Source organism: Kineococcus sp. NPDC059986 (assembly GCF_040702905.1).
GTDB lineage: Bacteria > Actinomycetota > Actinomycetes > Actinomycetales > Kineococcaceae > Kineococcus.
On the sequence record NZ_JBFBND010000033.1, the window covers coordinates 1 to 25,122 of the forward strand.

Sequence of the window (25,122 nt, forward strand, 5' to 3'; positions counted from 1 at the left end):
GGAGGCCGCGGTCCGGGGAGTCCAGCAGGGCCTGCAGCGTCGACCCCGAGCCGGAGGCGTAGGTCGAGCCGGATGCGTCAACGAGTCCGCCGGGTCCGGCCGCCGGGTGGGGGGTCGTTGTGACGTCGGGCTCGTAGGACGAGCCGGATGCGTCTACGAGTCCACCCCCGGCCGACCCCGCGGTTCCGGGCCGTCGACGCATTGCGCCGAACCCAGCGGCGCGACGCTCCAACGAGTCCCCCCGGGCGCCCGCCAGCCGACCCCGCGGGGACTTGAGCGCGGGGGCGGGGGACCACCCGTTCGGGCTCGCGCTAAAGGGTGACGGCCGTTCGTGCCGATAGGAAGCGCGTGGCAGCAGAGACCCCCAGCACCGCAGAGCGGACCGGCACCCGTCGCTCCCGGCGACGCGGTGTCCCCGTCCCGTACGACTTCCGACGGCCGACCAAGCTGTCGCGTCAGCACGCCCGCGTGCTCGAGATCACCTACGAGGGCTTCTGCCGTCAGTGGGCGACCCTGCTGTCCTCCACCCTGCGCACCACCGTGCAGGTCGAGCTCGACGGCATCCAGCAGTACAGCTACGACGAGTACGCCGCGTCGTTGCCGATGCCGACGGTGATGGCGGTCTTCGACCCCGAGCCACTCGTCGGTGCGGCGGTGCTGCACATGGACATCGCGTTCGTCCTGTCCTGCATCGAGCGCATGCTCGGCGGCACCGGCGCGAACGAGCAGCCGGCCCGCCAGCTCACCGACATCGAGGCCGTCCTGGCCCGGGGCATGGTCGAGCGCACCCTCGTCGAGCTGGCCTCCTCGCTGGCCACGGTGACCGACCTGAAGCCGAAGCTCACGGCGATCGACCAGAACCCCGCCTTCGCGCAGGCCGCGGCCGCGACGGACGTCATGATCGTCTCCTCGTTCCACCTGCAGGTCGAGGGCGCCACGGGCACCGCGACGCTGGCGATGCCGCTGGACCCGCTGTCGGCGGCGCTCACCGCGGCCGAGCTGCGGGTGGCCAGCCCCGAGGAGCTGCGGTTGCGGCGCCTCATGCGCGACCGCCTCGACGACCACCTGGAGAACATCCCGGTGGAGGTGTCGGTGCGGATGCAGGCGGCGCAGATGCGCCCCGACGAGATCCTCTCGCTCATCCCCGGCGACGTGCTGCGCCTGCCGCACCGCGCCGACGAGCCCCTGGAGGTGGTGGCCTCCGGGGCCCACGTCGCCTCCGCCGTGGCCGGTAGCCGCGGAGCCAAACTCGCCTGCCTGATCGTCCCGACCCCCGAGGAGAACGCCCGATGAGCGCCATGACCACCACCGACCTGACCGCGACCCTGCGTGAGGCCGCCCAGGCTGCGCTCGCCGTCCTCCCGCTGTCCGCTCCGGGCACGATCACCGACATCGTGCCCGTCGCCTCCGCCCCCGACATGGGGGACGAGGGCACCGCGGTGTCGGCGAACTTCGCCGGTGCCGCCAACGGCCGCGTCACGGTCGTCGTGGGGGAGGAGACGCTCAACACGCTCCTCATGAGCCCCGAGGGCGCCCTCGACCCGGTCGACGCCCTGCGCCCGGCGCTGGAGACCGTCGTGCACTCCCTGGGCCAGTGCGTGCTCGAGGCGGGTGTGGAGGGCGACCCCGCGCAGGCGCTGCGCCAGCTCGACGGCGGCGCGGTCGCGCTGGTCGGTGCGGGCGGGGAGACCCTGGCCCTCATCGGCCTGACGCTCACCGCCCAGTCCGACAACCCGACGCCCACGGCGACCGCCACCGCGTCCGCCTCGGCCGCCGGCGGCCCGCGCCGCACGATGGACCTGCTGCGCGACGTGCAGATGGACGTCACCGTCGAACTGGGCCGCACCCACATGACCGTCCAGGACCTGCTGGCCCTGACGCCGGGCTCGGTCGTCGAGCTCGACCGCGCGGCCGGCTCGCCCGCCGACATCCTCGTCAACGGTCAGCTCATCGCCCGCGGTGAGGTCGTCGTCGTCGACGAGGACTACGCCATCCGCATCACCGAGATCGTCACCCCGGAGGCCGGCGCCTGATGGACGCCGTCGCCGCGATCGCGCGCACGAGCATCTCGCTCGTGGCGGTCCTCGGACTGCTCTACCTGATCTCCCGCTGGCTGCGTCGCCGTCAGGGCGGCGTGGCCGGCGGGGCGGACTTCACCGTCCTGGCCAAGCAGAGCCTGGGTGCCAAGGCCGCCGTCGCGCTGGTCAAGGTCGGCGACAAGGCCCTCGTCGTCGGGATCTCCGACGGTGGGGTCTCCCTCCTCGGCGAGACCGACGTCGCGTCGGTCCTGCCCGTCACCGCGGGTGAGGGCGTTCACCCGGACGTGGTGCTCAAGGATTCGGCCGGACGTGTCGAGGAGGTGGACATCACCACCCCCGCCACGGACGAGGCGGACCTGCTCAGCGGCACGGACGCCGTCGCGGCGCACTCCCACACCGAACCGGTGTCGGGGGAGCGCTACCTCCGCAAGGCCGGCGAGACGATCGCCGTGAAGGCCCCCGCCCGCCACACCGCCACCGGTGTGCAGGGTTCGGCGCTCTCCCCGGCCACCTGGTCCAAGGCAGTCGACGTGCTGCGTGAGAGGACGACCCGCAGGTGACGAACTCCCGAGTCCGGCCCCAGACGACCCGGACCACCCGAGCCGCCCGCCGGCTCGCCGCGGCCCTGGTGCTCACCGGGGGACTGGTCGTGGGCGGCGCGCTGAGCGCCCAGGCGGCCGCTCCCGCCGCCGCGCCCGCCGCCGTGGCCGGCTCGGTCTCGACCGTGACCCTGGCCGCCGCCCCCGCGGCCTTCCCCGCGAACCTCCCCGCCGGGTTCGGTGCGGGCGTGCAGGCCCCCACGGACCCGCAGGCGCCCCAGAACCCGACCGCGCCCGCCGGCACCGGGTCCGTCTCGGTCGACATCAACGGCGTCGACGGCAAGCCCAGCCAGTCGATCACCATCATCATCGCCCTGACGATCCTGTCGGTGGCGCCCGCGCTGCTGCTGCTGACGACGAGCTTCACCAAGATCCTCATCGTCCTCGGCCTGACCCGCAACGCCCTCGGGCTGCAGGGGACCCCGCCCAACCAGGTCCTCGCCGGGCTCGCGCTGTTCCTCACGATGTTCGTCATGGCACCGACGTTCACCCAGATCAACGACGTCGCCGTCCAGCCCTACCTCAAGGGCGAGAAGACCGCGACGGCCTCCTTCGACGACGGTTCGAAGCCGTTGAAGGAGTTCATGCTCAAGCAGACGCGGCCCGAGGAACTCGCGCTCATGACCAAGGCCGCCAAGCGGGACCTGCCCAAGACGCGCGAGGAGACGCCGCTGACCACCCTGGTCCCCGCGTTCGCGCTCTCGGAGCTGCGCAGCGCCTTCATCATCGGGTTCGTCATCTTCATCCCCTTCCTGGTGATCGACATCGTCGTCTCCGGGGCGCTCATGAGCCTGGGCATGATGATGCTGCCACCGGTCACCGTGTCACTGCCGTTCAAGCTGCTGCTGTTCGTGATGGTCGACGGGTGGGGACTCATCATCAAGTCCCTCGTCTCCTCCTACGCCGGCTGAACCCCTCCCACCGAGGCCTCGTGCCCGGGCACCCCTCGCGGGTGCCCGGGCACGTCCGCGTCCGGGACCGCCCCTGAGCGCCGGACCCCGTCCGGCTCAAGGGATTCACCCGAACAGCCGAAGCAGTCACCGGAACACCCGTGACACCCCGCGACACCCCTGCGAACAGGAAGGCGACCAGATGACCGACGTGACCGTCATCCACCTCGGGATGACCGCTCTCGTCCTCGCCGCCAAGCTCTGCGCCCCCATGCTGCTGACCGCCCTGGCCGTGGGTTTCGGCATCTCCCTGTTCCAGAGCGTCACGCAGCTGCAGGAGCAGACGATCTCCTTCGTGCCCAAGGCCGTCGCCGTCGGAGTCGCCATCGTGTTCTGCGGCAAGTGGATGCTGCACGAGATGACGAGCTTCACCACGGCGCTGTACGAGCAGATCCCCGCCCTGCTGACCCACGGGGGCTGAACCGTGCAGGGGGTCCCCTCGGTCCCGCTGGACCTGCTGATGGCGCTGCTGCTCGCGAGCATCCGCGCCGCGGCCTTCCTCATGCTCGCCCCGCCGTTCGCCAACAAGGCCGTCAACGGCCGCACCAAGGCGATGCTGTCCGTGGCCATCGCCCTGCCCGTGGCGACCCGCCTGCGCGACTCCGTCCCGCCCGTGGAACCGGGCGCCATCATCACCGCCGCGCTGCAGCAGGCCCTCGTCGGCGTCGTCATGGGCGCGTTCGTCGCGCTGCTGTTCGCCGCCGTCCAGGCCGCCGGCGACATGCTCGACCTGTTCGGCGGTTTCCAGCTCGCCAGCGCCTACGACCCCCTCATGCAGTCCCAGACGGCCATCTTCGGCAAGCTCTACGCCTGGACCACCACCGCGCTGCTCGTCGTCTCCGGCGGCCACCTGCTGATCCTGCAGGGCTTCCTGCGCTCCTACGACGTCCTGCCGCTGGACGCGGGCGTCGACACCGGCACCGTCGCCCGCGTCTTCACCTCCGGCGTCACCGAACTCATGGTCTCGGCGCTGCAGATCGCCGCGCCCCTGATCGCCGTGCTGTTCCTCACCGACATCGGCCTCGGCCTGCTCTCGCGCGTCGCCCCCGCCCTCAACGTCTTCGCCATGAGCTTCCCCGTGAAGATCCTCATCGCCCTCACCCTCGGCGGGTTCACCTTCTCCCTGCTGCCCGGTGTCGTCGGCGACCTCGCCGACACCGCCCGCGAGACCGTCGTGCGCATGGTCACGCCCGCGTTGACGGGGGGTGGGGCCGGGTGAGCGGGGAGAAGACCGAGAAGCCGACTCCGAAGAAGCTCAAGGAGGCCCGCGACGAGGGGAACGTCCCGTTCTCCCGCGACGTGGCCGCCTGGCTGTCCACCGGCGCCGGCGCCGCGACGATCCCGCACACCATCGAGGCGGGGCGTGTCCTGCTGCAGCGCACCATGGGCCGCATCGCCGACGTCGCCGTCGACCCCGAACCGGCCCGCGCACTGTCCGTCCTCACCGACACCTTCGCCGGCGTCCCCGCCGTCCTGGGACCCCTGGCCGCCGCGACCGTCCTGTCCGTCGTCGTCGCCGGCGCCGTGCAGGGCACGCTCTACTTCGCCCCCAAGAAGCTCAAACCCAAGTTCTCCAACCTCAACCCGGTCAACGGCCTCAAGCAGCACTGGGGTCCGCAGGCCGTGTGGGAGGGGACCAAGTCGCTGCTGAAGACGGTCGTCATCGGCGGCGCCGTCTGGCTCGTGGCCAAGGACCTCGCCCCCCGCCTCGTCGGGCAGGGCACGATGCCGATGGCCTCCGTGCTCTCCCTCACCGGGTCGGCCGTCGTCCGCATGCTCACCGTGACCATCGTCGTCGGGCTCCTCATCGCCGTCGCCGACTACGCCATGAGCCGGCGCCGCATCATGAAGAAGCTGCGCATGAGCAAGCAGGACATCAAGATGGAGCACAAGAACGCCGAGGGCGACCCGCTCCTGAAGGGTGCCATCCGCTCCAAGCAGATGGCCATGTCCCGCAACCGGATGATGGCCGACGTCGCCCGGGCCGACGTCGTTCTCGTCAACCCCACCCACATCGCCGTGGCCCTGCGCTACGAACCCGGCAGCGGCGCCCCCAAGGTCGTCGCCAAGGGCGCCGGCGCCATCGCCACGAAGATCCGCGAGAAGGCCAAGGAGAGCGACGTCCCGCTCGTCAAGGACATCGAGCTCGCCCGCGCCATGTACAAGAGCGTCAAGGTCGGCCAGGAGATCCCCCCGGAGTTCTTCGCGACCGTCGCCAAGATCCTCGCCTTCGTCATGAGCCTGCGCACCCGCGGGTCCCTCACCGCGTTCGGCGAAGCCCACACCCTGCCCGCCTGAGCCCCGCCACCTCCTCGATCGCCACGCGAGGGCACTGCACGGTCAAGGTCGGCCCCCGCCACGCCGATGGCTCCACAATGGGCCGAGGGAGTGAACCGGGAGCGACGCAGCGCGACGCCCGCACCGGCCCCACCGCCGGGCCGACCGCCGGGCCCACTGCCCCCGACGACGCCCTCACCTCCGCCCTGACCCGGCTCGGCCCCGCCCCTCACGCCGCCGCCCCGGGGGGCCCCCGCCGCCGCGCGGACGACCGCACCGCCGTGGCCGCCGGCACCTCCGTCGGTGTCCGCCTCACCCGCGCCCTCGGTCTCGTCGTCGCACTCCTGCTGCTCGTCGGGGCCAGCGGCGTGGGCGGCCTCCTCGTCACCGGCTCCTCCCGGGCCCGCGAGACGCAGCTGCGCGGCCTCGAAGCGGCCAACGCCACCCTCCAGCTCACCCTCGCCGACGCCGACGCCGCCGTCCGCGACCACCAGGACACCCACCTCCCGCAGGACCTGCAGACCTACGACCGCTCCGTCCAGGCCCTGCCCGCGCTGCGCGCCCGCGTCGAGTCCCTCCTCACCGACCCGCTGCAGCGCAGCCTGTTCGTCGAGCAGACCCGGCTCATCGACGTCTGGCTGGGCACCACCGACCCCGCCCGCGGCGCCGCCGACCTCACCGGCGCCGCCGCGCAGTCGCGGGCCTTCGCCGACCTGCGCGACGCCAACACCCGCCTCGACGACCTCGTCCGCCGCCAGCGCCACGACGCCACCAGCACCGAGAACTGGGTCCGCTACGGCGCCCTCGTCGTGCTCGCCCTCACCCTCTGCGCGGCGCTCGCCGTCGTCGCGGGCACCGGCGCCCGCACCCGCCGCGCGCTCGTGGACCCCCTGCGCACCCTCGTCGACGTCCTGGACGCCCACGGCCGCGGGGACCGCAGCGCCCAGGCCGACCCCACCGCCGGACCCGCCGAAGTGCGCAGCGTCGCCCTCGCCGTCAACGCCCTGGCCCGCGAGAACGCCCGCCTGCTCGAGGCCGCCGAGCAGTCCGCCCGGCTGCACCGCCTCGCCGGCGACATCGGCCGCCAGGTCCGCGACCAGCTCGTCGCCGAGGACGCCCTGCAGGTCGCCGTGACCCGGCTGGGGGAGGAGCTGCGCGTCGGCCGGGTCTGGGTGCGGATGCTGCAGGACGGGGCCACCCCCGCCCGGTCCGGGCAGGGCGCCGGCCTCGGACCCGTCGCCGGTGAGTGGGCCGTGGCCGGCCTCGCGCCCCTGCGCACCCTGCCCGCCACCGACGGCGCCCTCCGCGCGTTCGACGACTCCCGCAGCTGGCTGCACGAGCTGCACGCCTCCGGGGAGGTCTACGCCGTCCCCGACGCCCGCACCCTGCGCGGCCGCTCCGCCCAGCTCGACGGTTTCCTGCGCGGCACCGACGCCCGCGCCCTCCTGCTGGTCCCCATCGGCGTCGGCGACACCCCGCAGGGGCTGCTCACCGTCGTGTGCGGCACCGGCCCCCGGGACTGGACCGTCCAGGAGGTCGAACTCGCCCGCTCCGTCGCCGTCGACCTCTCCCGCGCCCTCGTGCTCGCCGGGCTGTACCGCGCCCAGGAACGGCTGCTGGGGGAGCTGCGGGACGTCGAGGCGGTCAAGTCCGACCTGCTCGCCACCGTCTCGCACGAGCTGCGCACCCCGCTGACCAGCATCTCCGGCTACCTCGAGCTCCTGCGCGACGGCGCCGTCGGGGAGGTCGGCGAGGACGTCGCCGCCGTCCTGGGCATCGTCGAACGCAACACCGACCGGCTGCGCGCGCTCATCGAGGACCTGCTGCTGCTGTCCCGCGTGGAGTCCGCCCCCGCCACCGAGGTGCGCGGCACCACGACCGTCGCCGACCTGCTCACCGGCGTCCTGGCCGCCGTCGAGGCGGGCCCCACCAGCGGCGGCAGCGTCCGCTGCACCACCGCCCCCGACGAGCTCGCCGGGGTCCGCGTCCCCGGCGACGCCGAGCACCTGCACCGCGCCCTCCTGGCCGTCGTCGACAACGCCGTGAAGTTCTCACCCGCCGGCTCCCTCGTCCGCGTCCGCGTCGAGCGCCACCCCGACGAGGTGCGGATCATCGTGCAGGACAACGGGATGGGCATCCCCGCCGGCGAGGTCGCCGGCGTCTTCGGCCGCTTCGCCCGCGCCTCGAACGCCGCGCTGCAGCAGGTGCCCGGCACGGGCCTGGGCCTGACCATCGCCCGCGACCTCGTCCGCCTGCACGGGGGTCGCATCGACCTCGACTCCGTCGAGGGGCAGGGGACCACCGTCACCGTGCGGCTGCCCCTGACCGACCCCGAACCCGGCCCCGACCGTCGGGGTGGGACACCGCAGGCGCAGACGGTGGGAGGTGCCTGATGAGCCTCCACGACGAACGGACGGTCCCCCCCTCGCTCCACCGGCCGGCCCCCCGCCCGCGGCTGGACGAGCGGACCGAGGCGGCCCGCCTGGCCGCCCTGCGCGGCTACGACCTGCTCGACACCCCCGCCGACCCCGAACTCGACGCCGTCGTGCGGATCGCCGCCGCCATCGCCGGCGTCCGGACCGCCACGGTCAACCTCATCGACGCCCAGCGCCAGTGCCAGCTGTCCGCCGTCGGCTTCGCCGGTGGCACCAGCGCGCGCTCGGAGTCCCTGTGCGCCCGCAACCTCACCGGCCCCGGTGACCCCGCGCGGGTCGTGGTCACCCGCGACGCCCGCCTCGACCCGCGCCTGCGCGACAGCGCCTGGGTCGACGGCCGCTTCGCCGACGTCGTGTTCTACGCCTCCGCGCCCCTGGTCACCGACGACGGCCACCACCTCGGCAGCCTCTGCGTCTTCGACGACACCCCCCACGACCTCACCGCCGACCAGGTCGACCGCCTGCGCGACCTCGCCGGTGTCGTCATGGCCCTGCTCGAACGGCGCCGCCGCGCCCGGCAGCAGGCCACCCTCGTCGCCGAGGTCGAGGAGCAGCGCCAGCTCCTGGAGATCACCCTCGCCGAACTGCGCTCCCGCGACGCCTTCGCCCAGGCCCTGCTCGACTCCGTCGACGTCGGCGTCGTCGCCTGCGACGCCGACGGCCACCTCACCGTCTTCAACCCCGCCGCCCGGCACATGCACGGCCTGGACCCCCTCGCACCCCCCGACGCGGCCCTGCCCGCCAGCGAGCAGGCCCGGGCCTTCGACCTGTTCGCCGCCGACGGCACCACCCCCCTGACCACCCATGCCGTCCCCCTGCACCGCGCCCTCGCCGGCCAGGACGTCCGCGGCGCCGAGATCGTCATCGCCCCCGCCGGCCGGGGCGCCGTCCGCGTCGCCTGCACGGGCCGCGCCCTGCACGACGACGACGGCCGCGTCCTCGGCGCCGTCGTCGCCATGCAGGACATCACCGCCGACCGCGCCCGCATCGCGGCCCTGGAGTCGGCGGGGGAGCAGCTGCGCCGGTCGAACGACGAGCTCACCAACCTCGCCGCCGTCGCCAGCCACGACCTCGCCTCCCCCCTCACCGCCGTGATCGGCTACCTCGACCTCGTGCTCGACGTGCACCGCGACGACCTCGGCCCGCAGGGCAGTGACTGGGTCGGCACGGCCCTGCGCGCCGCCCACCGCATGCAGAGCCTCATCGAGGCCGTCCTCGAGCACGCCCGCGCCGACTCCGGCGGCTTCACCCCCCGGCCCGTCGTCGTCCGCGACGTCCTCAGCCACGTCGTGGAGGACCTCGGCGCCGCGGCCGCCGTCGCCCGGATCGGCTACACCGAGCAGCCCCCCGTCCCCGGCGCCGCCGTCGACGTGCAGGCCGACCCGGTGCTGCTGCGCCAGCTCCTGCAGAACCTCCTCGGCAACGCCGTCCGCTACCGCGACCCCGACCGCCCGTGCCGCATCGACGTCACCGTCACCGGGTTGCCCTGCGGCGGTTGGGAACTGCTCGTCGCCGACAACGGCCGCGGCATCCCCGCCGACCAGCGCGAGGAGGTCTTCGCGATGTTCGCCACCGGCACCGGTCCCCGGGCCGGCCAGCACACGGGTCAGAACACGGGTCAGAACACCGGTCAGAACACCGGTCACCGCGCCGGGCACGGCATCGGCCTGGCCACCTGCCAGCGCATCGTCGCCCGCCACGGCGGACGCATCCGCGCCGAGGAGACCCCCGGCGGCGGCGCCACCCTGCGCGCCACCTTCGACCGGGCCCCCGGCGACCCCTGAGCCGATCGGGTGGGTGGCACCCGCCCCCCTCAGCTCCACCCCCCACCGAACCGATGGGGCCGACAGAACCCCGCCCCTTCGAGGTCCAGGAGGACCCCCGTGGCACGAGTGCTCGTCGTCGAGGACGACCCGGACATCCGCCAGCTCGTCGAGCTGCGCCTGCGCGGACTCGGCCACCGCGTCGTGTCCGCCCCCTCCGGCGCCGAGGCGCTCGCGGTCGTCGCCGAGCGCGGCGCCCCCGAGGTCATCGTCCTCGACGTCGCCATGCCGGGGATGAGCGGACTGGAGGTGCTGCGGACGCTGCGGGCGCAGCCCGAGCACGCCGACCTGCCCGCGATCTTCCTCTCGGCCCGCGTGCGTCCGGAGGACATCGCCGCGGGGGAGGAGCTCGGGGCGATCTACCTCACGAAGCCGTTCGTCGTCAGCGCCCTGGCCGGCGCGATCGACAAGGCCCTGCTGGCCGGCGCGGAGGCCGCCGCCGGCTGGTGATCCCGCGGCGTCCGCCCACGTCCGTCCCGAGCCCCGTCCGCCACCCGGCGGGCGGGGCTCGTGGCGTCCGGGGGACCGACCCCGTGACGCGCCCCGTGACCGGCCCGCGAGCGCCCGCGGCGGGGGAGCCCGGGCGGGTGCGTCCGACCGGGTGACTCAAGGCCGCGGCCCGGAGTGCCGAAGGAGGCAGTGGCCAGGACGGCCGGAGCAGGCCAGGGACCGGCCGCTGGACGAGGGACACCCGAACGGGTTCCCGCGCGCGAGACAGGCGGTGCAGTGCGACTTCGCAACCTCCCCCAGTTGGCGATCCCCGCGGGGGTCGTCGGGATCGTCCTGCTGCTCGTCGTGCCCCTGCCGGCGGCGATCCTGGACTTCCTCATCGCACTGAACATCACCCTCTCGCTCATCGCGCTGCTGGTGACGATGTTCGTCAAGCGACCGCTGGACTTCTCGGTCTTCCCGTCGCTGATCCTCATCCTGACGCTCTTCCGCCTCGGGCTGAACGTCGCCTCCACCCGCCTGGTGCTCTCCGACGGCTACGCGGGCAAGGTCATCGAGGCCTTCGGGCACTTCGTCATCTCCGGCTCGCTGGTCATCGGCCTCGTGATCTTCCTGATCCTGGTCGTCATCCAGTTCGTCGTCATCACCAAGGGTGCCGAGCGCGTCGCCGAGGTCGGCGCCCGCTTCACCCTCGACGCGATGCCCGGCAAGCAGATGGCCATCGACGCCGACCTCAACGCCGGCCTCATCGACGAGGGCGAGGCCCGGCAGCGCCGCGCCGACGTCACCGCCGAGGCCGACTTCTACGGCGCCATGGACGGTGGTTCGAAGTTCGTCAAGGGCGACGCCATCGCCGGCATCATCATCGTGATGATCAACCTGATCGGCGGGTTCGCCATCGGGATGGTCCAGCACGGTCTGGGCCCGGGGGAGTCGATCAACAAGTACGCGCTGCTCAGCATCGGTGACGGTCTCGTCTCCCAGGTGCCGGCGCTGCTGCTGTCCGTCGCGACCGGCCTCATCGTCACCCGCTCCACCGGCAACGGGGACATGGGCGGGGAGGCCATCAAGCAGCTCGGCCAGCAGAAGATGGCCTTCCAGATCGCCGGTGGCGCGATGCTCGTCCTGGCGCTCATCCCGAGCATGCCCAAGCTGCCCTTCCTCGTCATCGGCGGGCTCGCGGTCTTCGCCTCCACCCGGATCGCCAAGCGCGACAAGCAGACCGCCCGGGACGTGGCGCTGGCCGAACTGGCCCCGGTGCCGCACAACCCGAACGAGGCCGCCGAGAACCTGCTCGAGGAGATGCGCGTCGACCCCCTCGAAGTGGTCCTGGCCCCCGACCTCGTCGACCTCGTCGACACCTCCGGCGGCGGCGACCTGCTCGAACGCGTCCGCGCCCTGCGCCGCAAGATCGCCCTGGAACTGGGGCTCGTCGTGCCGCCCGTGCGCACCCGCGACTCCCTCGACCTGCCGATGTCGACGTACGCCGTCCGCATCTCCGGGGTCGAGGTCGCCCGCGGCACCGCCCCGCCCGGACAGGTGCTCGCCCTCGGCGACAACCTCGACGGCCTGCCGGGCCGCGCGACGGTCGAACCCGTCTTCGGCCTGGCCGGCAAGTGGATCCCGGCCGAACTGCGCCATCAGGCCCAGCTCATGGGCGCCACCGTCGTCGACCGCGCCAGCGTCCTCATCACCCACCTCGGGGAACTCGTCCGCACGCACGCTCCCCGGTTGCTGTCCCGCGAGGACGTCCGGTCCCTGGTCGAGGCGCTCAAGCGCACGCACCCGGCCGTCGTCGACGAGCTCACGCCCGCGGTCCTCACCCTCGGGGAGGTCCAGCGCGTGCTGCAGGCCATGCTCGACGAGGCCGTCCCGATCCGGGACCTCGCGCGCATCTTCGAGGCGCTCTCGTTGCGCGCCAAGGCCGGCAGCGACCTCGACGGGCTCGTCGAGGCCTCCCGCCGCGCCCTGGGCCCGGCCGTGGCGGCCGTGCACGAACAGGACGGGACGCTGCACGTCATCACGCTGGACCCCGTCCTGGAGCAGCAGCTGGCCGAGTCCCTGCGTCCCGGGGAGCACGGCGCGAGCCTGGCCCTGGACGCCCGCACGGCCGAGCACCTCGTGACCGCCTCAAGTTCCTGCCTCGATCGTGCCGAAGGGCAGGGCATCAGCGCGGTCCTCGTCTGCGCACCTCCCCTCCGCGCCCCGCTGCGCCGCCTGCTGAAGGTGGCGGTGGGCCGCCTGCACGTCCTGTCCTACGACGACGTGAGCCAGCACCCCCGGATCGAGACGGTTGGATCGGTGAGCAGTGTCCATGCACTTGCTTCTTGAAGGCTCTGACCTGGGCGAACTCCTCACGGAGGTCCGCACCCAGCACGGACCCGCGGCCCGCGTCGTGCGCGCCGAGCGCATCCGCTCCGGCGGGGTGGCCGGCTTCTTCAGCAAGGAACGCTACGAGGTGACCGTCGAGATGGACGGCGCCGGAGGGGACGTCGACGTGACGCACGACGCCGACCACCAGGCCGACCACCAGGCCGACCACCAGGCCGACCGCAGCGCCCCCGTGGCGCCCGCCGAGGCCACCACCCCCGGCGTCGAGGAGCGCGAGCCCCTCGACTTCGAGGCCCTGCTCGCCGCGGCCGACGCCGCCGAGAGCGCCGCCCCGGTCGCCCCCGCTGCGTCCCCCGCCGCGTCCGCCGCCCCCGCCGCGTCCGCTGTCGCGGACCCCGACGAGTTCGAGTCCGCCCGTGCCGGCCTGCTCGAGGTGCTGCGCGCCTCCCGGCAGAGCGGGCCTTCGCAGGCCGCGCTCAAGGTTTCCGCTGCGGATGCCGAGGACCGGGGTGTGATCGCGCAAACGGGTGACGACCAGCACACTGCGTCGACCGACCTCGCCCACCTGGACGAGCTCACGGCCGACGTCGTCGACGGGCCGTCGCAGGACAGCGGGGACGAGCGCTTCGAGGAGCGCTTCGAGGACGAGGCCGACGAGGCCGCCGTCGCGGCGTTCGAGGCCGAACTGCTCGAGCAGGCCCGCCTCGAGATCGAGCGTGCCGAGATCGAGCGCGCCGAGATGGAACGCGTCGAGCTGGAGCGTGCCGAGGTCGAGTGCGCCGAGCTGGAGCGTGCCGAGCTGGAGCGTGCCGAGGTCGAGCGCGCCGAGCTGGAGCGTGCCGAGATCGAGCGCGCCGCCCGGAACCGCGAGAACGCCGCACGTGCCGCCGCCGAACGAGCCCTGGAAGAGGAGCGGATGCAGCAGTTGGAGATGGAGCGCCGGGAGGCCGAGCGCGCCGAGCACGGACGCCGCGAGGCGGTCCGCGCGCAGGAGGTGCGCCGCGAGGCGGCCCGTGCCGACGTCCGCCGCCGGCAGGCCGAGCGCAGCAGCGCCCCGGGCCAGTTCCCGAGCCAGGTGCCCGCCCAGGCGCCCGCCCGCTCGCTCGGTGAGGTCCTCGCGGCCGCCGACGCGGCGGAGGGGACCGACCGCCTCGGCGCGATGTTCGCCGCCGGCCAGGTGTCGCACCCCGAGCGGGGGCCGGTCGCCGAGCGCACCGCCCGCCCGCACCGCCCGATCTCGACGGAGAGCGACTCCTTCGCGCGCACCCTCGCCTCGATGCGGGCCGGGGCCACGCGAACGCCTGCGACTGGAGTAACGGGTGATGTACGCTCCGTTACCACGCCGGTGCGTTCCGTTCGTCCCCGTCCGGGACACCCCGACGCTCGACCCGCTCGCACCCCGGAGGAACGCGTGTCCGATCAGTTCGGGACCACGAACGGCGCCACCCGTGAGGGCCGCGGCCCGGCCCGGCGACCGGAGCTGCGCCGCCCCGCCGCGGTCGAGGACCAGTTCGCCGACCAGTTCGCGGACCAGTTCGGTGACCAGTTCGGTGACCGCTTCGAGGTGGAGCGGCCCGTCGAGCGGGCGGCCGAGCGCGGTGCCGACCGTCGCGGCGACTGGGCCCACGACTACGACCAGCTCGACCAGCCGGTCGCCCAGCAGTCCTACTACGAGCAGGACTCCTTCGAGAAGGGTTTCGAACCCGGCTACGACCGCCAGGACGAGCGTCCGGCCCGCAGCTACCCGCCCGTCGCCCGCGCCACCGAGCGCGCGGACCGGGCCACTGACCGAGCGGTGAACCGCGATGGGGACGACAACGAGGCGATGACCATGGATCTGACTTACCGTGAACCCGTGACCACCTACAGCGACCGTTCCGGTGCGTCCCGCATGGCTTACCGCGAGCCGCAGGACACCGGCGACGTGCTGCGCCTGGCGCGCGACATCGACGTCCCCGCGCCGCTGCGCGTCGGGGCCGGCGAGCTCGTCGTCGTCATCGGCGAGGCCGACGCGGTCGTCGCGGCCGCCCTGCTGGTCGCCGACGAGGTCGGTTCCGAGGCTCCGCTCGTCCTGGGTCGCGCCGACGTCCAGAACACGGTCACCGCCGACGAGCTCCCGGCCCGCCAGGACCAGGCCCGCCGCTGGTCCGCGCCCCTGACGGTCGCCATCCCGGCCCGCCCGACCGGGGCCGACGCCGAGCGCGCCGCCCGCATGGCCGCCGAGATCGGTGCCGCCTCCGTCGTCGTCTGCGTCGACGCCACCCGCCGCAGCCACGCGGTCGCCAGCCTCCTGCGCGCCCTCGACGGCGTCGGCCTGCCGGCCCGTCGCCTGGCCGTGCACCGCGCCGCCGAGAGCCCGGACCCGCTGGACGTCCTGTCCCTGGACGTCCCCGTCGGCTTCCTCGACGGCCGTCCCGCCACCTCCGGTGCGTGGGCGGGCCTGCTGCTGGACGCCGCCGGCGACCACGGCCTGCGCTGACGGTCCAGCAGACGATGTCCCGACGCACCCCGGCAGGAGCCGAGCTCACCCGCCCGGCTCCTGCCCACTGGCCCGGTCTGAACGACCGGGTGTGGGTCGAGGTGCAGATGCCGGACAGCTTCGGCGGGGAGACCATCCGGATCCCCACCCGCATCGAGGACGCGCACGAGGGCAGCCTCGTCGTGGCCGCGCCCAGCTTCCGCGGTGACCTGCACGTCGTCGCCCCCGGACTGGCCGTGGCGGTCTGCTGGGCCGGCCAGCGCGGCCAGTCCCGGCAGGAGTTCCTCATCGCCGAGGTCGTCCGTCGCCGCGTGCCGGCCTGGGACCTCGCCCCGTGCAGCGACGTGGTGGTCGAACAGCGCCGCCGCTTCGCCCGCGTCCCCGCCGTCGGGGTGGTGCACCTGAGCCCCGTCCACGGGGACCCGCTGGCGGCCGAGGAGGACGCCGACGACCCCGTCGTGGAACCCGTCGTCGACGCCCGGCTCGTCGACCTGTCCGAGGGCGGGTCCGCCGTCTCGGTACCGCTCGGCAGCTGGCTGAAGCTGGGCCGCCTCGTGCGGCTCGCCTTCGACCTCGACGGCTTCCGCGTCGTCCAGGAGGGCCAGGTCGTCCGGACCCTGGACGCCCTGGAGCCCGACCGGCTGGAGGTCGTCGTGGCCTTCAGCGAACCCGTCGCGGCCGCCGACCGGCTGCGCCGCTACGTCATGCAGAGCCAGATCAGGCAACGCCGTGGAGGAGACCGATGACCGCGATCGTGCTGGCCGTCAGCCTGCTGCTGGCAGGGCCCTCGATCCTCGCCGTGGCCCAGGGCACCGGTGAGGTCGACACGGCGCTGCTGCACCTCGTGCTGGCGCTCGTCGTCACCAGCGTCGCGGGGCAGGTCGTGCGCACCGTCGTCCGCGCCTACCAGGAGCAGGCGTCCCGGACCCCGGCCCCCGAGGTCGACGAGACCGTGGGACGCCGGCGCGACGACCGCTGACCTGGACCCGCGGAACCACCGCGGACACCACTGCGCACCCCACCGCCCGTCCCCGTTCCGGGGGCGGGCGGTTTCGTCGTTCCAAGATGTAACTCGAACGACATGGCTGACCACTGCTCGTCACCTACACTGAGTTCCATGCTGGTCCTGACCCGCAAGGCCGGGGAATCCGTCGTCATCGGCGACGAGGTCGTGGTACGCGTCCTGGAGGTCCGGGGGGACGTGGTCCGGGTCGGGATCGACGCTCCGCGCGACGTGCAGGTGCACCGCCAGGAGGTCTACGAGGCGGTGCGCGAGGCCAACATCGCCGCCTCCACGGCGTCCGAGGAGGCCATCACGGCGCTGCAGGGGATCGTGCGCCGCGCCGGCGCCGCGGGACCCGCCGCCCCCTGACCCCACCCCCCCGCGGCGGAGTTCACCCCTCCGCCCTCGGGAGTGCGCCGGCGGGCGGGGAGCACTCCTTGCGCCCCTGACCGGGCCGCTCCTCGTCAGTCCCGCTGATGGGCCCATGAGCGCCCCCTCTGATCCGCAGGTGACGTTTCACCTCTTCGGGCGATCACTCCTCAAGCCTGCCTCCACCCGCTCCGACACCACAGTCAGCACCACGACCCGGACCACGGGTCGCGGGGGTGATCCGAGGGAGCGGGAGGGTGAGGGTGGCGACCAGCACGCGTGACGCGGCCGGTGGTGCCACGACGTCCCGCACCCACGCCTGGGACGACGTCCTCGACCACGCCGGGGTGGCCCTGGCCCGGGTCGACCCCCGGGGCCACCTCGTCGCGGCCACGTCCGAGTACCTCCGGCTGACCGGTACCGACCCCGCCACCGTGCCGGGGGCCGCCGACCTGCCCTGGTGGTCCGGTGTGCTGCCCGAGGGTGCCGTGGCGCTGCCGCCGCGCCCGACCGGGACTGCGCTGCTGGCCGCCGTCGTCGCCGGTGACCTCGAGGTCGACGTCGAGGTGGCGGGCGGGCGGGCGGACGCCGTGCGCGTGAAGGTCACGGCCGTCCCCGGCGACGGGGCCGTCCTGCTGGTGCGCGACGTCACGGACGAACGGGCCGAGCGCGCCGCCCTGCAGACGCGGCTGGCGCAGCAGGAGGCCGTCATCTCGGCCTCGCCCGACACCATCTACCGCCTGCACCTGGGCACCGGCCACGTGGAGTGGACGAACACCGGGGGGGCCTGCCTCCTGGGTCTGCCCGCGGTGGGTCACCTCGCCGCGGGCGGCCTCGTCACGGGCGGCGTCGTCACGGGCGGCCTCGGGCGCCCCGACGACGACGTGCACCCCGACGACCGACCCGGCGTCGACCGTGCCGTGGAGTCCCTGCGCGCCGCCGCACCGGGGGAGATCGTCGAGTGCACCTACCGCGTCGTGAGCGGCTGGGGCGAGGAGCGGTGGGTCCACACGCGTTCGGTCGTCACCGACCTGGACGCGACCGGCCGCGCCGTGCACGCCGTCGGCATCGCCCAGGACCTCACCGAGACGATCACGACGATGGACGCCCTCGCGGGCTCCGAACGCCGCTTCCACGAGGTGTTCGCCCGCGGCCCGGTCGGGATGCTGCTGTTCAGCCTCGAGGGCTGGACCAGCGAGGTCAACGACGCGCTGTGCACCTTCCTGGAACGCGACACCGCCGAGCTGGTCGGCGCTCCCGCCGCCGAGCTGCTCGAACCGGCGGGGGGCGAGCGGGCCAGCGCGCAGGAGCGCGACGAGGTCGCCCAGGCCCACGCCCAGCTGCAGGCGCTGCTGGACGGCACGGCCGAGGTCGCCCACCGCGAACGCCGCTTCGAGCTGCCCAGCGGGCGCACCGTGTGGGCGCAGGTGACGATCTCGCTGACCTCCTCCAGCACGGGGGAGCCGGCCTTCCTCGCGTTCGTCGAGGACGTCACCGCCCGCAAGCGGGAGGCCGAGCAGCTCGAGCACGCGGCCCTGCACGACCCGCTGACGGGTCTGCCGAACCGGGCCAGGGCCGAGGACCAGCTCGTCACGGCCCTGGCCCGGACCCAGCGCCGCGGCGGCGGCTGCGCCGTGCTGTTCGTCGACCTCGACCACTTCAAGGACGTCAACGACACCCTCGGTCACGCGGCCGGGGACCAGCTCCTGCGCGACGTGGCCGACCGCCTGCGCGGTCTGCTGCGCACCGGGGACGTCGCCGCCCGCATCGGCGGGGACGAGTTCGTCCTGATCTGCGAGGACGTCGCCGACGCCCAGGCCCTGTCGGCGATCGCCGCCCGCGTCAGCGAGCGGATCAGCATCCCCGTCGACCTCGGCGCGCGGACCGTCACGGTCACCGCGAGCGTCGGCGCGGCCCGCACCGACGGCTCCCTGGGGGCCGACGAGCTGATGCGCGCGGCCGACCGGGCCATGTACCGGGCCAAGGCCGCCGGCCGCGCCTGCTGGCGTGCCGCCTGAGGGCTCCCGGCCCGCGATCGGCGGAGGCTGGTGACCAACGTCACCCCCCGTTCGGGCGCACCGGAGATGCCGCGTGCGGGCGGGTCTGGCTAGCCTTGGACCAGACCCGCCACCGATCGGTGAGGACAACGTCGTCTGCGGTTCGAAGGAACAGGCACGGTCCGCACCCACAGGAGGTACGCCATGGACGAGAACACCACCGACAACCGCGTCATCGACATCCGCGAGTCCGAGCTGACCACGGTCGCCAACCCGCGCCGCACCCAGCTCTGACGCGCTGAACGCCCACGAGGCCGGTCCCCACTGCGGGGGCCGGCCTCGTGCGTTCACGGGCTGCGCAGGATCCCGGCTCGGTACCAGTGGTGCCAGATCTCGTAGCCGCTGTCACCGGTCACCCACGGCACGGGTGCTTGCTGCGGCGTGGCCGCGGAGTTCAGCGGGTGACCACCGGCGAGGAGCTGCTCGGCGGGGGTGAGCCGGCGGATCCCGACGCCCGCGACGCGTTCGGGGGCGGCGGAGAGGAACTCGGCGTACAGGGTCGGGTCGTGCTGGCCGTCGTCGCCGACGAGCAGCCACCGCACCTGCGGCAGCTCGCGGGCCAGGCGCGCGAGCGACTCCCGCTTGTGGGCGCTGCCGTCGCGGAACCAGCCCGTGTTCGTGGGGCCCCAGTCGGTCAGCAGCATCGGCCCGGCGGGGTAGCCGAAGCGGCGCAGGAACCGGCCCAGCGTCGGCGCGACGTTCCACGCCCCCGTCGACAGGTACACGACCGGGCACCCCGGGTGCTCCTGCACGACCTGCCGGTAGAGCTCGGCCATCCCGTTGACCGGGACCCGCGCCCGTTCGTCGAGGACGAAGGAGTTCCACGCCGCGACGAGCGGGCGCGGCAGCCGGGTCACGACGACGGTGTCGTCGATGTCAGACAGCAGACCCACCACCGGGTCGGGGCCGACGACCACCACCTCGGACGTCCCGCTGTGCCGCACCGTGTTCGGCGGGAGCAGTTCGGCGCCGCCCTCGGTGTCGTCCCCGAGCAGCTCGACGTCGGGCGGCAGGTCGGGGGCCTGCGTGACGTCCGGGCCGACGGTGAGGACGACCTCGTGCCGGCCCGGGGGCAGGTCGACCTCGACGCGTTCGTCGACGTAGCCCTCGCGGTTGGTGCGCAGGACGCGTTCGTGCCCGCCGATGCGCACCGTCACCTGCGCGCCGGCGACGGGGACGGTGAGGAAGTTGCGCCAGCCCCGCACGCTGCGGGCGCCGTCGCGTTCGGTCTCCTCCGCCGTGTCCTCGCGTCCGAGCAGGACCCGCCCGAAGATCCGCACCCAGCCGGGGCCGCCGTACCCGGGGTAGGCCAGGGCCCGCGCGTGGTACCCGCGGCGTCGCAACCGGTGGCCGACGAGGCCTTTGACGGCGTCCTCGACGCGCGCCGCCCGGTGCAGGGTGTGCTCCCCGGGCCGGAGCGTGAGGTCGCCGCGCAGCTCCTCGAGGTCGCGGCGCGCCTCCTCGACGCGTCGTGCGGCCCGGGCGCGCCGTTGCCCCCGGGTCAGAGCCGGCCCCTTGATCACGTGCTCGACACTAGTGGGACCCGAACCCACCGGCGAGGCGGCTGAACCCCTCGTCCAGCGGCACCCGCGGCGACCAGCCCAGCCGCTCCCGGGTGCGGGCGATGTCGAACCAGTGCGCCGTCGACAGCTGCTCGGCCAGGAACCGCGTCATGGGCGGTTCGTCGGCGAGGCCGAAGCGCGTCCAGACCCGCTCCACGACGCTGCCGGCGGCCTTGGCCACCGCCGAGGGCACCCGGCGCGTCGGGGCGGGCACCCCCGCGGCCGCGCAGATGCGCCCGAAGACCTCCGCCACCGTGCGGGGTTCGCCGTTGGTGACGACGAACGCCTCACCGTGCACCCCGTCGTCGGTGCAGCGGTCCAGCGCGGCGAGCAGGGCGTCCACCGCGTTGTCGACGTACGTGGTGTCGATGAGGGCCGTGCCGTCGTCCAGCAGCGGCAACCGCCCCGCCCGGGCCCGGTCGGCGATGCGCTGCACGAGCTGGGTGTCACCGGGCCCCAGCACGATGTGCGGCCGGACCGCGCACACGGCGAAGGTGGGGGAGTCCGCGGCCAGCGCCAGCAGCTCGGCCTGCGCCTTCGTCTGCGCGTACGACCCGTGCGCCGCGGCCGGGTCGGCCGGGGTCGTCCCGACCCCGACGAGCGCCGACCCCGCGTGCGCGACGGAGGGGGAGGACACCATGACGAACCGCGACACCCCCGCGGCCCGCGCGGCGACCACCAGGTTCGCGGTGCCGTCGACGTTCGTCGCGACGTACTCCGGGTGCGGTCCCGTCACCGAGACCTTCGCCGCCAGGTGGACGACGGCTTCGACCCCGTCGACCGCGCGCGCACACGCGTCGGGGTCGGTGACGGACCCGAGCACCTCCTCGAACCCCACGCCCGCGGTGCGGCGCTGCAGGACGCGCACGTCGTCCCCGCGGGCGGCCAGCGCCCGTGCCGTCTCCCGGCCGAGCATCCCGCTCGCACCCGTGACCAGGACCTTCACGCCAGTGCCCCCGCCCGTTCGCCCGCCAGGACCCGCTCGGCCCACGCCGACACCTTCGCCCGGTCGATCTTGGAGTTGTGCCGCACGTCCGTCGGCAGCGCCGGGACCAGCAGCACCGCGACCAGGTTGCGTCCCGTGGCCGTCCGGACCGCCTGCGACAGCTGCGGATCGGCCACCGTCGTGCGCTTCACCGTCGCGACCACGGCGGTGTCGGCCTCGGCGACGACGACGAGCTGGCGCGCCGCGCGCGGACCGATGCCCACGAGCGCCGCCCGCGCGATCCCCGGCACCGTCTCGGCGCACTGCTCCACCCCGACGGGTGTGACGACCTCGTCGGCCGTCGTGACGACGTGCGCGAGCCGGCCCTCGATCCACACCCGGCCGCGGTCGTCGAGGTGCCCGACGTCGCCCGTGCGGTGCCAGCGACCCGCCCGCACCGACCCCAGCAGCGTGGGGGAGGGACGCACGTCGACGGAGGCGGCCTGCGTCGCCCACAGCTGGTCGTAGTGGTCCTTGACGTGCTCCCCGCCCACGACGACCTCGCCGACGATCCCCGGGGTCGTCACGAGGTCCGTCCCGGCGCGGCCGTCGGAGTCCAGGGGTGCCACCGCGACGGTCACGCCCTCGACGGGTCGTCCGACGCAGATCCCTTCGCCCGCACCGGCTTCGAGGATGTCCGACAGGTTCACGTCGGTGGCCGGCAGCACCTCGGTGGCCCCGTACGGGGTCCGCGGGTCGGCCAGCGGCATGAGCTCGCGCACCCGCTCCAGCAGCGGGGTCGGCACCGGCGCGCCCGCCGACAGCAGCGTCCGCACCTCGGCCAGCGCGCTCCGCTGGGCGGGCGTGAGGTCCCCGGCCGTGGCCAGGACGTTGACGACGGCGGCGGGGGACAGGAACGCCGACGTCGCCCCGGCCGCGGCCACCGCGTCGGCCAGCGCGGCCGCCGTCAGGGTCGCCGGCTTCGTGACGTCCATGGCCGGCACGACGCACGTCGCGCCGAGGGCGGGGCCGAAGAGCGCGAACGGCGCGAACGCCGACACCAGCGGCTGCCCCGGCCCGATCCGGATGACCGCGCCCATCGCCCGCGCCAGCTGCGACAGCTGCCCGTGCGTGTAGACGACGCCCTTGGCCGGCCCGGTCGAGCCCGAGGTGAAGAGCACGGCGGCCTCGGCGTCGGCGGCCGGCTCGGGCGGCAGCTCGAACCCGGCCGCCAGCCGCGCGGCCCCGGCGCGGGCCACCTCGGGCAGGTCCCTGACCCCGACGCGGCGGCCCGGCCAGCGCAGCGCCCGCGCCGCCAGCAGGGCCTTGGGCACGCCCACGACCCAGTCGACGCCGGCCCCCGTCACGGCGCGGGACAGCCCGCGCACGCCGAGACCCGCGTCCGCCACGACCGCCACCGCGCCGATGCGCAGCAGCGCGTACAGCGCCGCGGTCAGGTCCGCACCCGGAGGCACGAGCAGCGAGACCCGCTGCCCCGGCTGCACGCCCTGCAGCACGAACCCGGCCGCGAGCTCGCGGGTCCGACGGTCCAGCTCCGCCCACGTCGTCGTGCGCGGTGCGCCACCGACGGCCCGGCCGGTCGGCATCTCGACCACGGCGGGCTCGCCCGCGACCCGCGGGTCGCCCGCCCGCTCACCCAGCGCCGCCCACAGCCGCGGGGACTCCGCGACCGGCGCGTCGTCGGCGTCCGCCACCGTGGGGTTCGGGGCTGTGGGGTTCGGGGCTGTCGGGTGCAGCACCCGCGCGTCCAGCCAGCGCAGGACGACGTCGGCGAACACCGGGTCCTCCGGCACCAGGTGCGAGGCGCCCGCGAAGCGGTGCACGTCCGCGTGCGGCACCCGCGCGCGCCAGTCCCGCAGGAACCACTCGCCGAACACCGGGTCCCGCGGACCCCACGCCACGAACGTCGGCACCCCTGCGGCGGCCAGCCGGTCCAGCCCGGCGCTGACCTCGTCCAGCGCGGGACGGCTCGGGTGCGCGGCGCCCACGGGCACGTCCGCGACGAACGCGTCGATCCCGGCGCGCTCGGCGACGGTGCCGTACGGCGAGCGGTACGCCGCCTTGACGGCCGGCGGCAACGCCGGACGGGGCAGCGCCAGCGTCGTGCGCAGGAACGCGTCCGAGCGCGACGTCACGAGCCGGCGCACCCCCGGCGCCAGCACCGCGGACAGCACCCCCGGCGCACCCGCGTCGGCCGGCCAGCTCGCCGCCGTGTTCGCCACCACCAGACCCGCCAACCGGATCCGCGACCCACCGCCGTGCCGGCCCACCGGGCGGCCCAGTTCGGTTGCGGCCCAGCCCGAGACGACGATCCCGCCCCAGTCGTGCCCGACGGCCACGACCGGACCGGCCAGGTCGAGGGCGTCGACGAGGCCGGACAGGTCCTGCACCCGGTCGCCCAGGCGCCGCACGACACCGGTGCGCTCGGAGAAGCCCATCTCCAGCTGGTCCACCGCCACGACGCGCCAGCCCAGCTGCACGGCCGAGGCCGCCGCGGCGAGCCCGCGCCACAGGTACGACCACGTCGGGTTCCCGTGCACGCACAGCAGCGTCCCGATGGCGTCGCCGCCCTCGGGGGCGGTGTCCAGCACGTGCCACGTCCGGACGCGTCCCTCGTGGTCCACGGCCTCGACCAACCGGGACCACCGCGGGTCCCACCCGGGCAGGTCCGGGGCCGGCGTCACCGCCGGCAGAGCAGAGAGGCGGGCGCCGCTCACCACGCCAGCTCGAGCATCGCCGTGTTCAGCCCCGACCCCACACCCATCGCGATGACCTTGTCCCCGGCCGAGAACTCCGGCGCCGAGGCCGCCAGCGTCATCGGCAGCGAGATCGGCCCCACGTTGCCCCACGTCGGGAACGTCATGGGCACCTTCGCCGGGTCCACCCCGATCCGGTCGACCAGCGTCTGCGTGTGCACGCGCGAGATCTGGTGGATGACGAACTTCTTCGCGTCCCGCCACCCCCACAGCTTGTCGCCGGCCTCGAAGGCGTCCGCGACGATCTCGATGCCCTCGGTCAGCATGAGCTTGGCGTCGGTGCGCATGTGGTTCATGTCCCCGATGCACAGCTCGTGGTGCGCCGTGCCCGCCCGCGAGACCCCGCCGACGATGCGGTGGCCCTCCGGGTGCTCGTCGGCGCGGCCGATGACCGCCGCCGCCGCGCCGCAGCCCAGCGTCATCGTCGCGAACTCGTTGAGGAAGTCCTTGCGGGTGATCCCGTCCTGCTGCAACCGGGAGATCGTGCCCTCGTGCATCGAGCGCACGTCCTCCGCCCCCAGCACGACCGCGTACCGGACCATCCCGGCGTCGATCATCGCCGACGCCACCTGCACGCCGTTGACCCACGCCAGGCAGGCGTTCGCGATGTCGAAGTTCAGCGCCGACGTCGGCAGGTCCATGCCGTGGTGCACGCTCGTGGCCACCGCGGGCTCCAGGTGCGGCCGCGTCACCGTCGTGGAGATGACCATCCCGACCTCCGAGGCGTCCACCCCGGCCTCCGACAGCGCCTTGGCCCCGCACTCCGCGGCGACGTCCGAGGCCTTCTGGCCCGGCGCCCACCAGCGGCGTTCCTGCACCCCCGCGACCTTCTCCAGCAGCCCCGGCCGCAGCCGCAGACGCTCCAGCGTCGGGGCCAGCACCTCGTCGAAGTACGACGACGGCACCACCGTCGGCGCCTCCACGTGGGAGATCGACAGCAACGCGGCGTTCGCCGGCGCGAACGTCGAGTTCCCCTGGAAGGGAGACCCCACGCGGTGCGCGGGGGCAGCCTCGGTGCTGGAAGGGTCGAACAAGGGCTTCCCCGA

At 74.3% G+C, this 25,122-nt stretch carries 20 protein-coding genes; 16 read left to right on the forward strand and 4 right to left on the reverse strand.

Features of this window, described 5'->3' with window-relative positions; translation table 11 throughout:
- Window positions 1-348: 348 nt before the first annotated feature.
- The 16 genes from AB0637_RS19805 to AB0637_RS19880 all read left to right on the forward strand — a co-directional run bounded on the left by AB0637_RS19805 (window position 349) and on the right by AB0637_RS19880 (window position 18,773).
- Complete coding sequence (locus tag AB0637_RS19805) at window positions 349-1,293, forward strand: flagellar motor switch protein FliM (protein ID WP_366174408.1); 945 nt, start codon at window positions 349-351, stop codon at window positions 1,291-1,293.
- Complete coding sequence (fliN, locus tag AB0637_RS19810; RefSeq protein ID WP_366174409.1) at window positions 1,290-2,033, forward strand: flagellar motor switch protein FliN; 744 nt, start codon at window positions 1,290-1,292, stop codon at window positions 2,031-2,033. Before AB0637_RS19805 ends, fliN begins: the two co-directional genes overlap by 4 nt.
- A complete protein-coding gene (locus AB0637_RS19815) occupies window positions 2,033-2,599 on the forward strand; it encodes a flagellar biosynthetic protein FliO (protein WP_366174410.1) in 567 nt (188 codons plus the stop codon). Before fliN ends, AB0637_RS19815 begins: the two co-directional genes overlap by 1 nt.
- On the forward strand, window positions 2,596-3,549 hold the full coding sequence (gene fliP, locus AB0637_RS19820) for a flagellar type III secretion system pore protein FliP (RefSeq protein ID WP_366174411.1): 954 nt from the start codon (window positions 2,596-2,598) through the stop codon (window positions 3,547-3,549). The genes AB0637_RS19815 and fliP overlap by 4 nt, the downstream gene beginning before the upstream one ends.
- 181 nt (window positions 3,550-3,730) lie before the next feature.
- The gene (fliQ, locus tag AB0637_RS19825; protein ID WP_366174412.1) at window positions 3,731-4,009 is read left to right on the forward strand and encodes a flagellar biosynthesis protein FliQ; all 279 of its coding nucleotides are present in this window, start codon (window positions 3,731-3,733) and stop codon (window positions 4,007-4,009) included.
- Window positions 4,010-4,012: 3 nt separating this feature from the next.
- A complete protein-coding gene (locus tag AB0637_RS19830; RefSeq protein WP_366174413.1) occupies window positions 4,013-4,807 on the forward strand; it encodes a flagellar biosynthetic protein FliR in 795 nt (264 codons plus the stop codon).
- Window positions 4,804-5,886: an EscU/YscU/HrcU family type III secretion system export apparatus switch protein gene (locus AB0637_RS19835; protein WP_366174414.1), complete on the forward strand. Its 1,083-nt coding sequence runs from the start codon at window positions 4,804-4,806 to the stop codon at window positions 5,884-5,886. The genes AB0637_RS19830 and AB0637_RS19835 overlap by 4 nt, the downstream gene beginning before the upstream one ends.
- 77 nt (window positions 5,887-5,963) lie before the next feature.
- On the forward strand, window positions 5,964-8,258 hold the full coding sequence (locus tag AB0637_RS19840) for a GAF domain-containing sensor histidine kinase (RefSeq protein ID WP_366174415.1): 2,295 nt from the start codon (window positions 5,964-5,966) through the stop codon (window positions 8,256-8,258).
- Window positions 8,258-10,084, forward strand: coding sequence for an ATP-binding protein (locus AB0637_RS19845; RefSeq protein ID WP_366174416.1), 1,827 nt, complete (start codon window positions 8,258-8,260; stop codon window positions 10,082-10,084). The genes AB0637_RS19840 and AB0637_RS19845 overlap by 1 nt, the downstream gene beginning before the upstream one ends.
- A gap of 99 nt (window positions 10,085-10,183) precedes the next feature.
- On the forward strand, window positions 10,184-10,573 hold the full coding sequence (locus AB0637_RS19850) for a response regulator (RefSeq protein WP_366174417.1): 390 nt from the start codon (window positions 10,184-10,186) through the stop codon (window positions 10,571-10,573).
- 276 nt (window positions 10,574-10,849) lie between these two features.
- Window positions 10,850-12,904 carry a flagellar biosynthesis protein FlhA gene (flhA, locus tag AB0637_RS19855; protein ID WP_366174418.1) on the forward strand — a complete coding sequence of 685 codons (2,055 nt, stop codon included), beginning with the start codon at window positions 10,850-10,852 and terminating at the stop codon, window positions 12,902-12,904.
- Window positions 12,888-15,383, forward strand: coding sequence for a hypothetical protein (locus AB0637_RS19860; protein ID WP_366174419.1), 2,496 nt, complete (start codon window positions 12,888-12,890; stop codon window positions 15,381-15,383). The genes flhA and AB0637_RS19860 overlap by 17 nt, the downstream gene beginning before the upstream one ends.
- A gap of 14 nt (window positions 15,384-15,397) precedes the next feature.
- Window positions 15,398-16,129 carry a PilZ domain-containing protein gene (locus tag AB0637_RS19865; protein ID WP_366174420.1) on the forward strand — a complete coding sequence of 244 codons (732 nt, stop codon included), beginning with the start codon at window positions 15,398-15,400 and terminating at the stop codon, window positions 16,127-16,129.
- Window positions 16,126-16,362 (forward strand): hypothetical protein, encoded by a 237-nt coding sequence (locus tag AB0637_RS19870; RefSeq protein ID WP_366174421.1) that lies wholly within the window; start codon window positions 16,126-16,128, stop codon window positions 16,360-16,362. The genes AB0637_RS19865 and AB0637_RS19870 overlap by 4 nt, the downstream gene beginning before the upstream one ends.
- 138 nt (window positions 16,363-16,500) lie before the next feature.
- Window positions 16,501-16,755 carry a carbon storage regulator CsrA gene (gene csrA / locus AB0637_RS19875; RefSeq protein WP_366174422.1) on the forward strand — a complete coding sequence of 85 codons (255 nt, stop codon included), beginning with the start codon at window positions 16,501-16,503 and terminating at the stop codon, window positions 16,753-16,755.
- Window positions 16,756-17,018: 263 nt separating this feature from the next.
- A complete protein-coding gene (locus tag AB0637_RS19880) occupies window positions 17,019-18,773 on the forward strand; it encodes a diguanylate cyclase (RefSeq protein ID WP_366174423.1) in 1,755 nt (584 codons plus the stop codon).
- A 326-nt stretch (window positions 18,774-19,099) separates the two neighbouring features.
- On the opposite strand, the gene AB0637_RS19885 is transcribed toward AB0637_RS19880, so the two are convergent.
- From AB0637_RS19885 to AB0637_RS19900, 4 genes are read right to left on the reverse strand one after another with little or no spacing between them, the layout of a single operon-like run.
- The gene (locus tag AB0637_RS19885; protein WP_366174424.1) at window positions 19,100-20,335 is read right to left on the reverse strand and encodes a phosphatase domain-containing protein; all 1,236 of its coding nucleotides are present in this window, start codon (window positions 20,333-20,335) and stop codon (window positions 19,100-19,102) included.
- A gap of 10 nt (window positions 20,336-20,345) precedes the next feature.
- Window positions 20,346-21,320 (reverse strand): NAD-dependent epimerase/dehydratase family protein, encoded by a 975-nt coding sequence (locus AB0637_RS19890; RefSeq protein ID WP_366174425.1) that lies wholly within the window; start codon window positions 21,318-21,320, stop codon window positions 20,346-20,348.
- Entirely contained in the window at window positions 21,317-24,037 is a 2,721-nt protein-coding gene (locus tag AB0637_RS19895; protein WP_366174426.1) for an alpha/beta fold hydrolase, read from the reverse strand. Before AB0637_RS19895 ends, AB0637_RS19890 begins: the two co-directional genes overlap by 4 nt.
- The gene (locus AB0637_RS19900; RefSeq protein ID WP_366174427.1) at window positions 24,034-25,068 is read right to left on the reverse strand and encodes a 3-oxoacyl-ACP synthase III; all 1,035 of its coding nucleotides are present in this window, start codon (window positions 25,066-25,068) and stop codon (window positions 24,034-24,036) included. The genes AB0637_RS19895 and AB0637_RS19900 overlap by 4 nt, the downstream gene beginning before the upstream one ends.
- Between the last annotated feature and the right edge of the window lie 54 nt (window positions 25,069-25,122).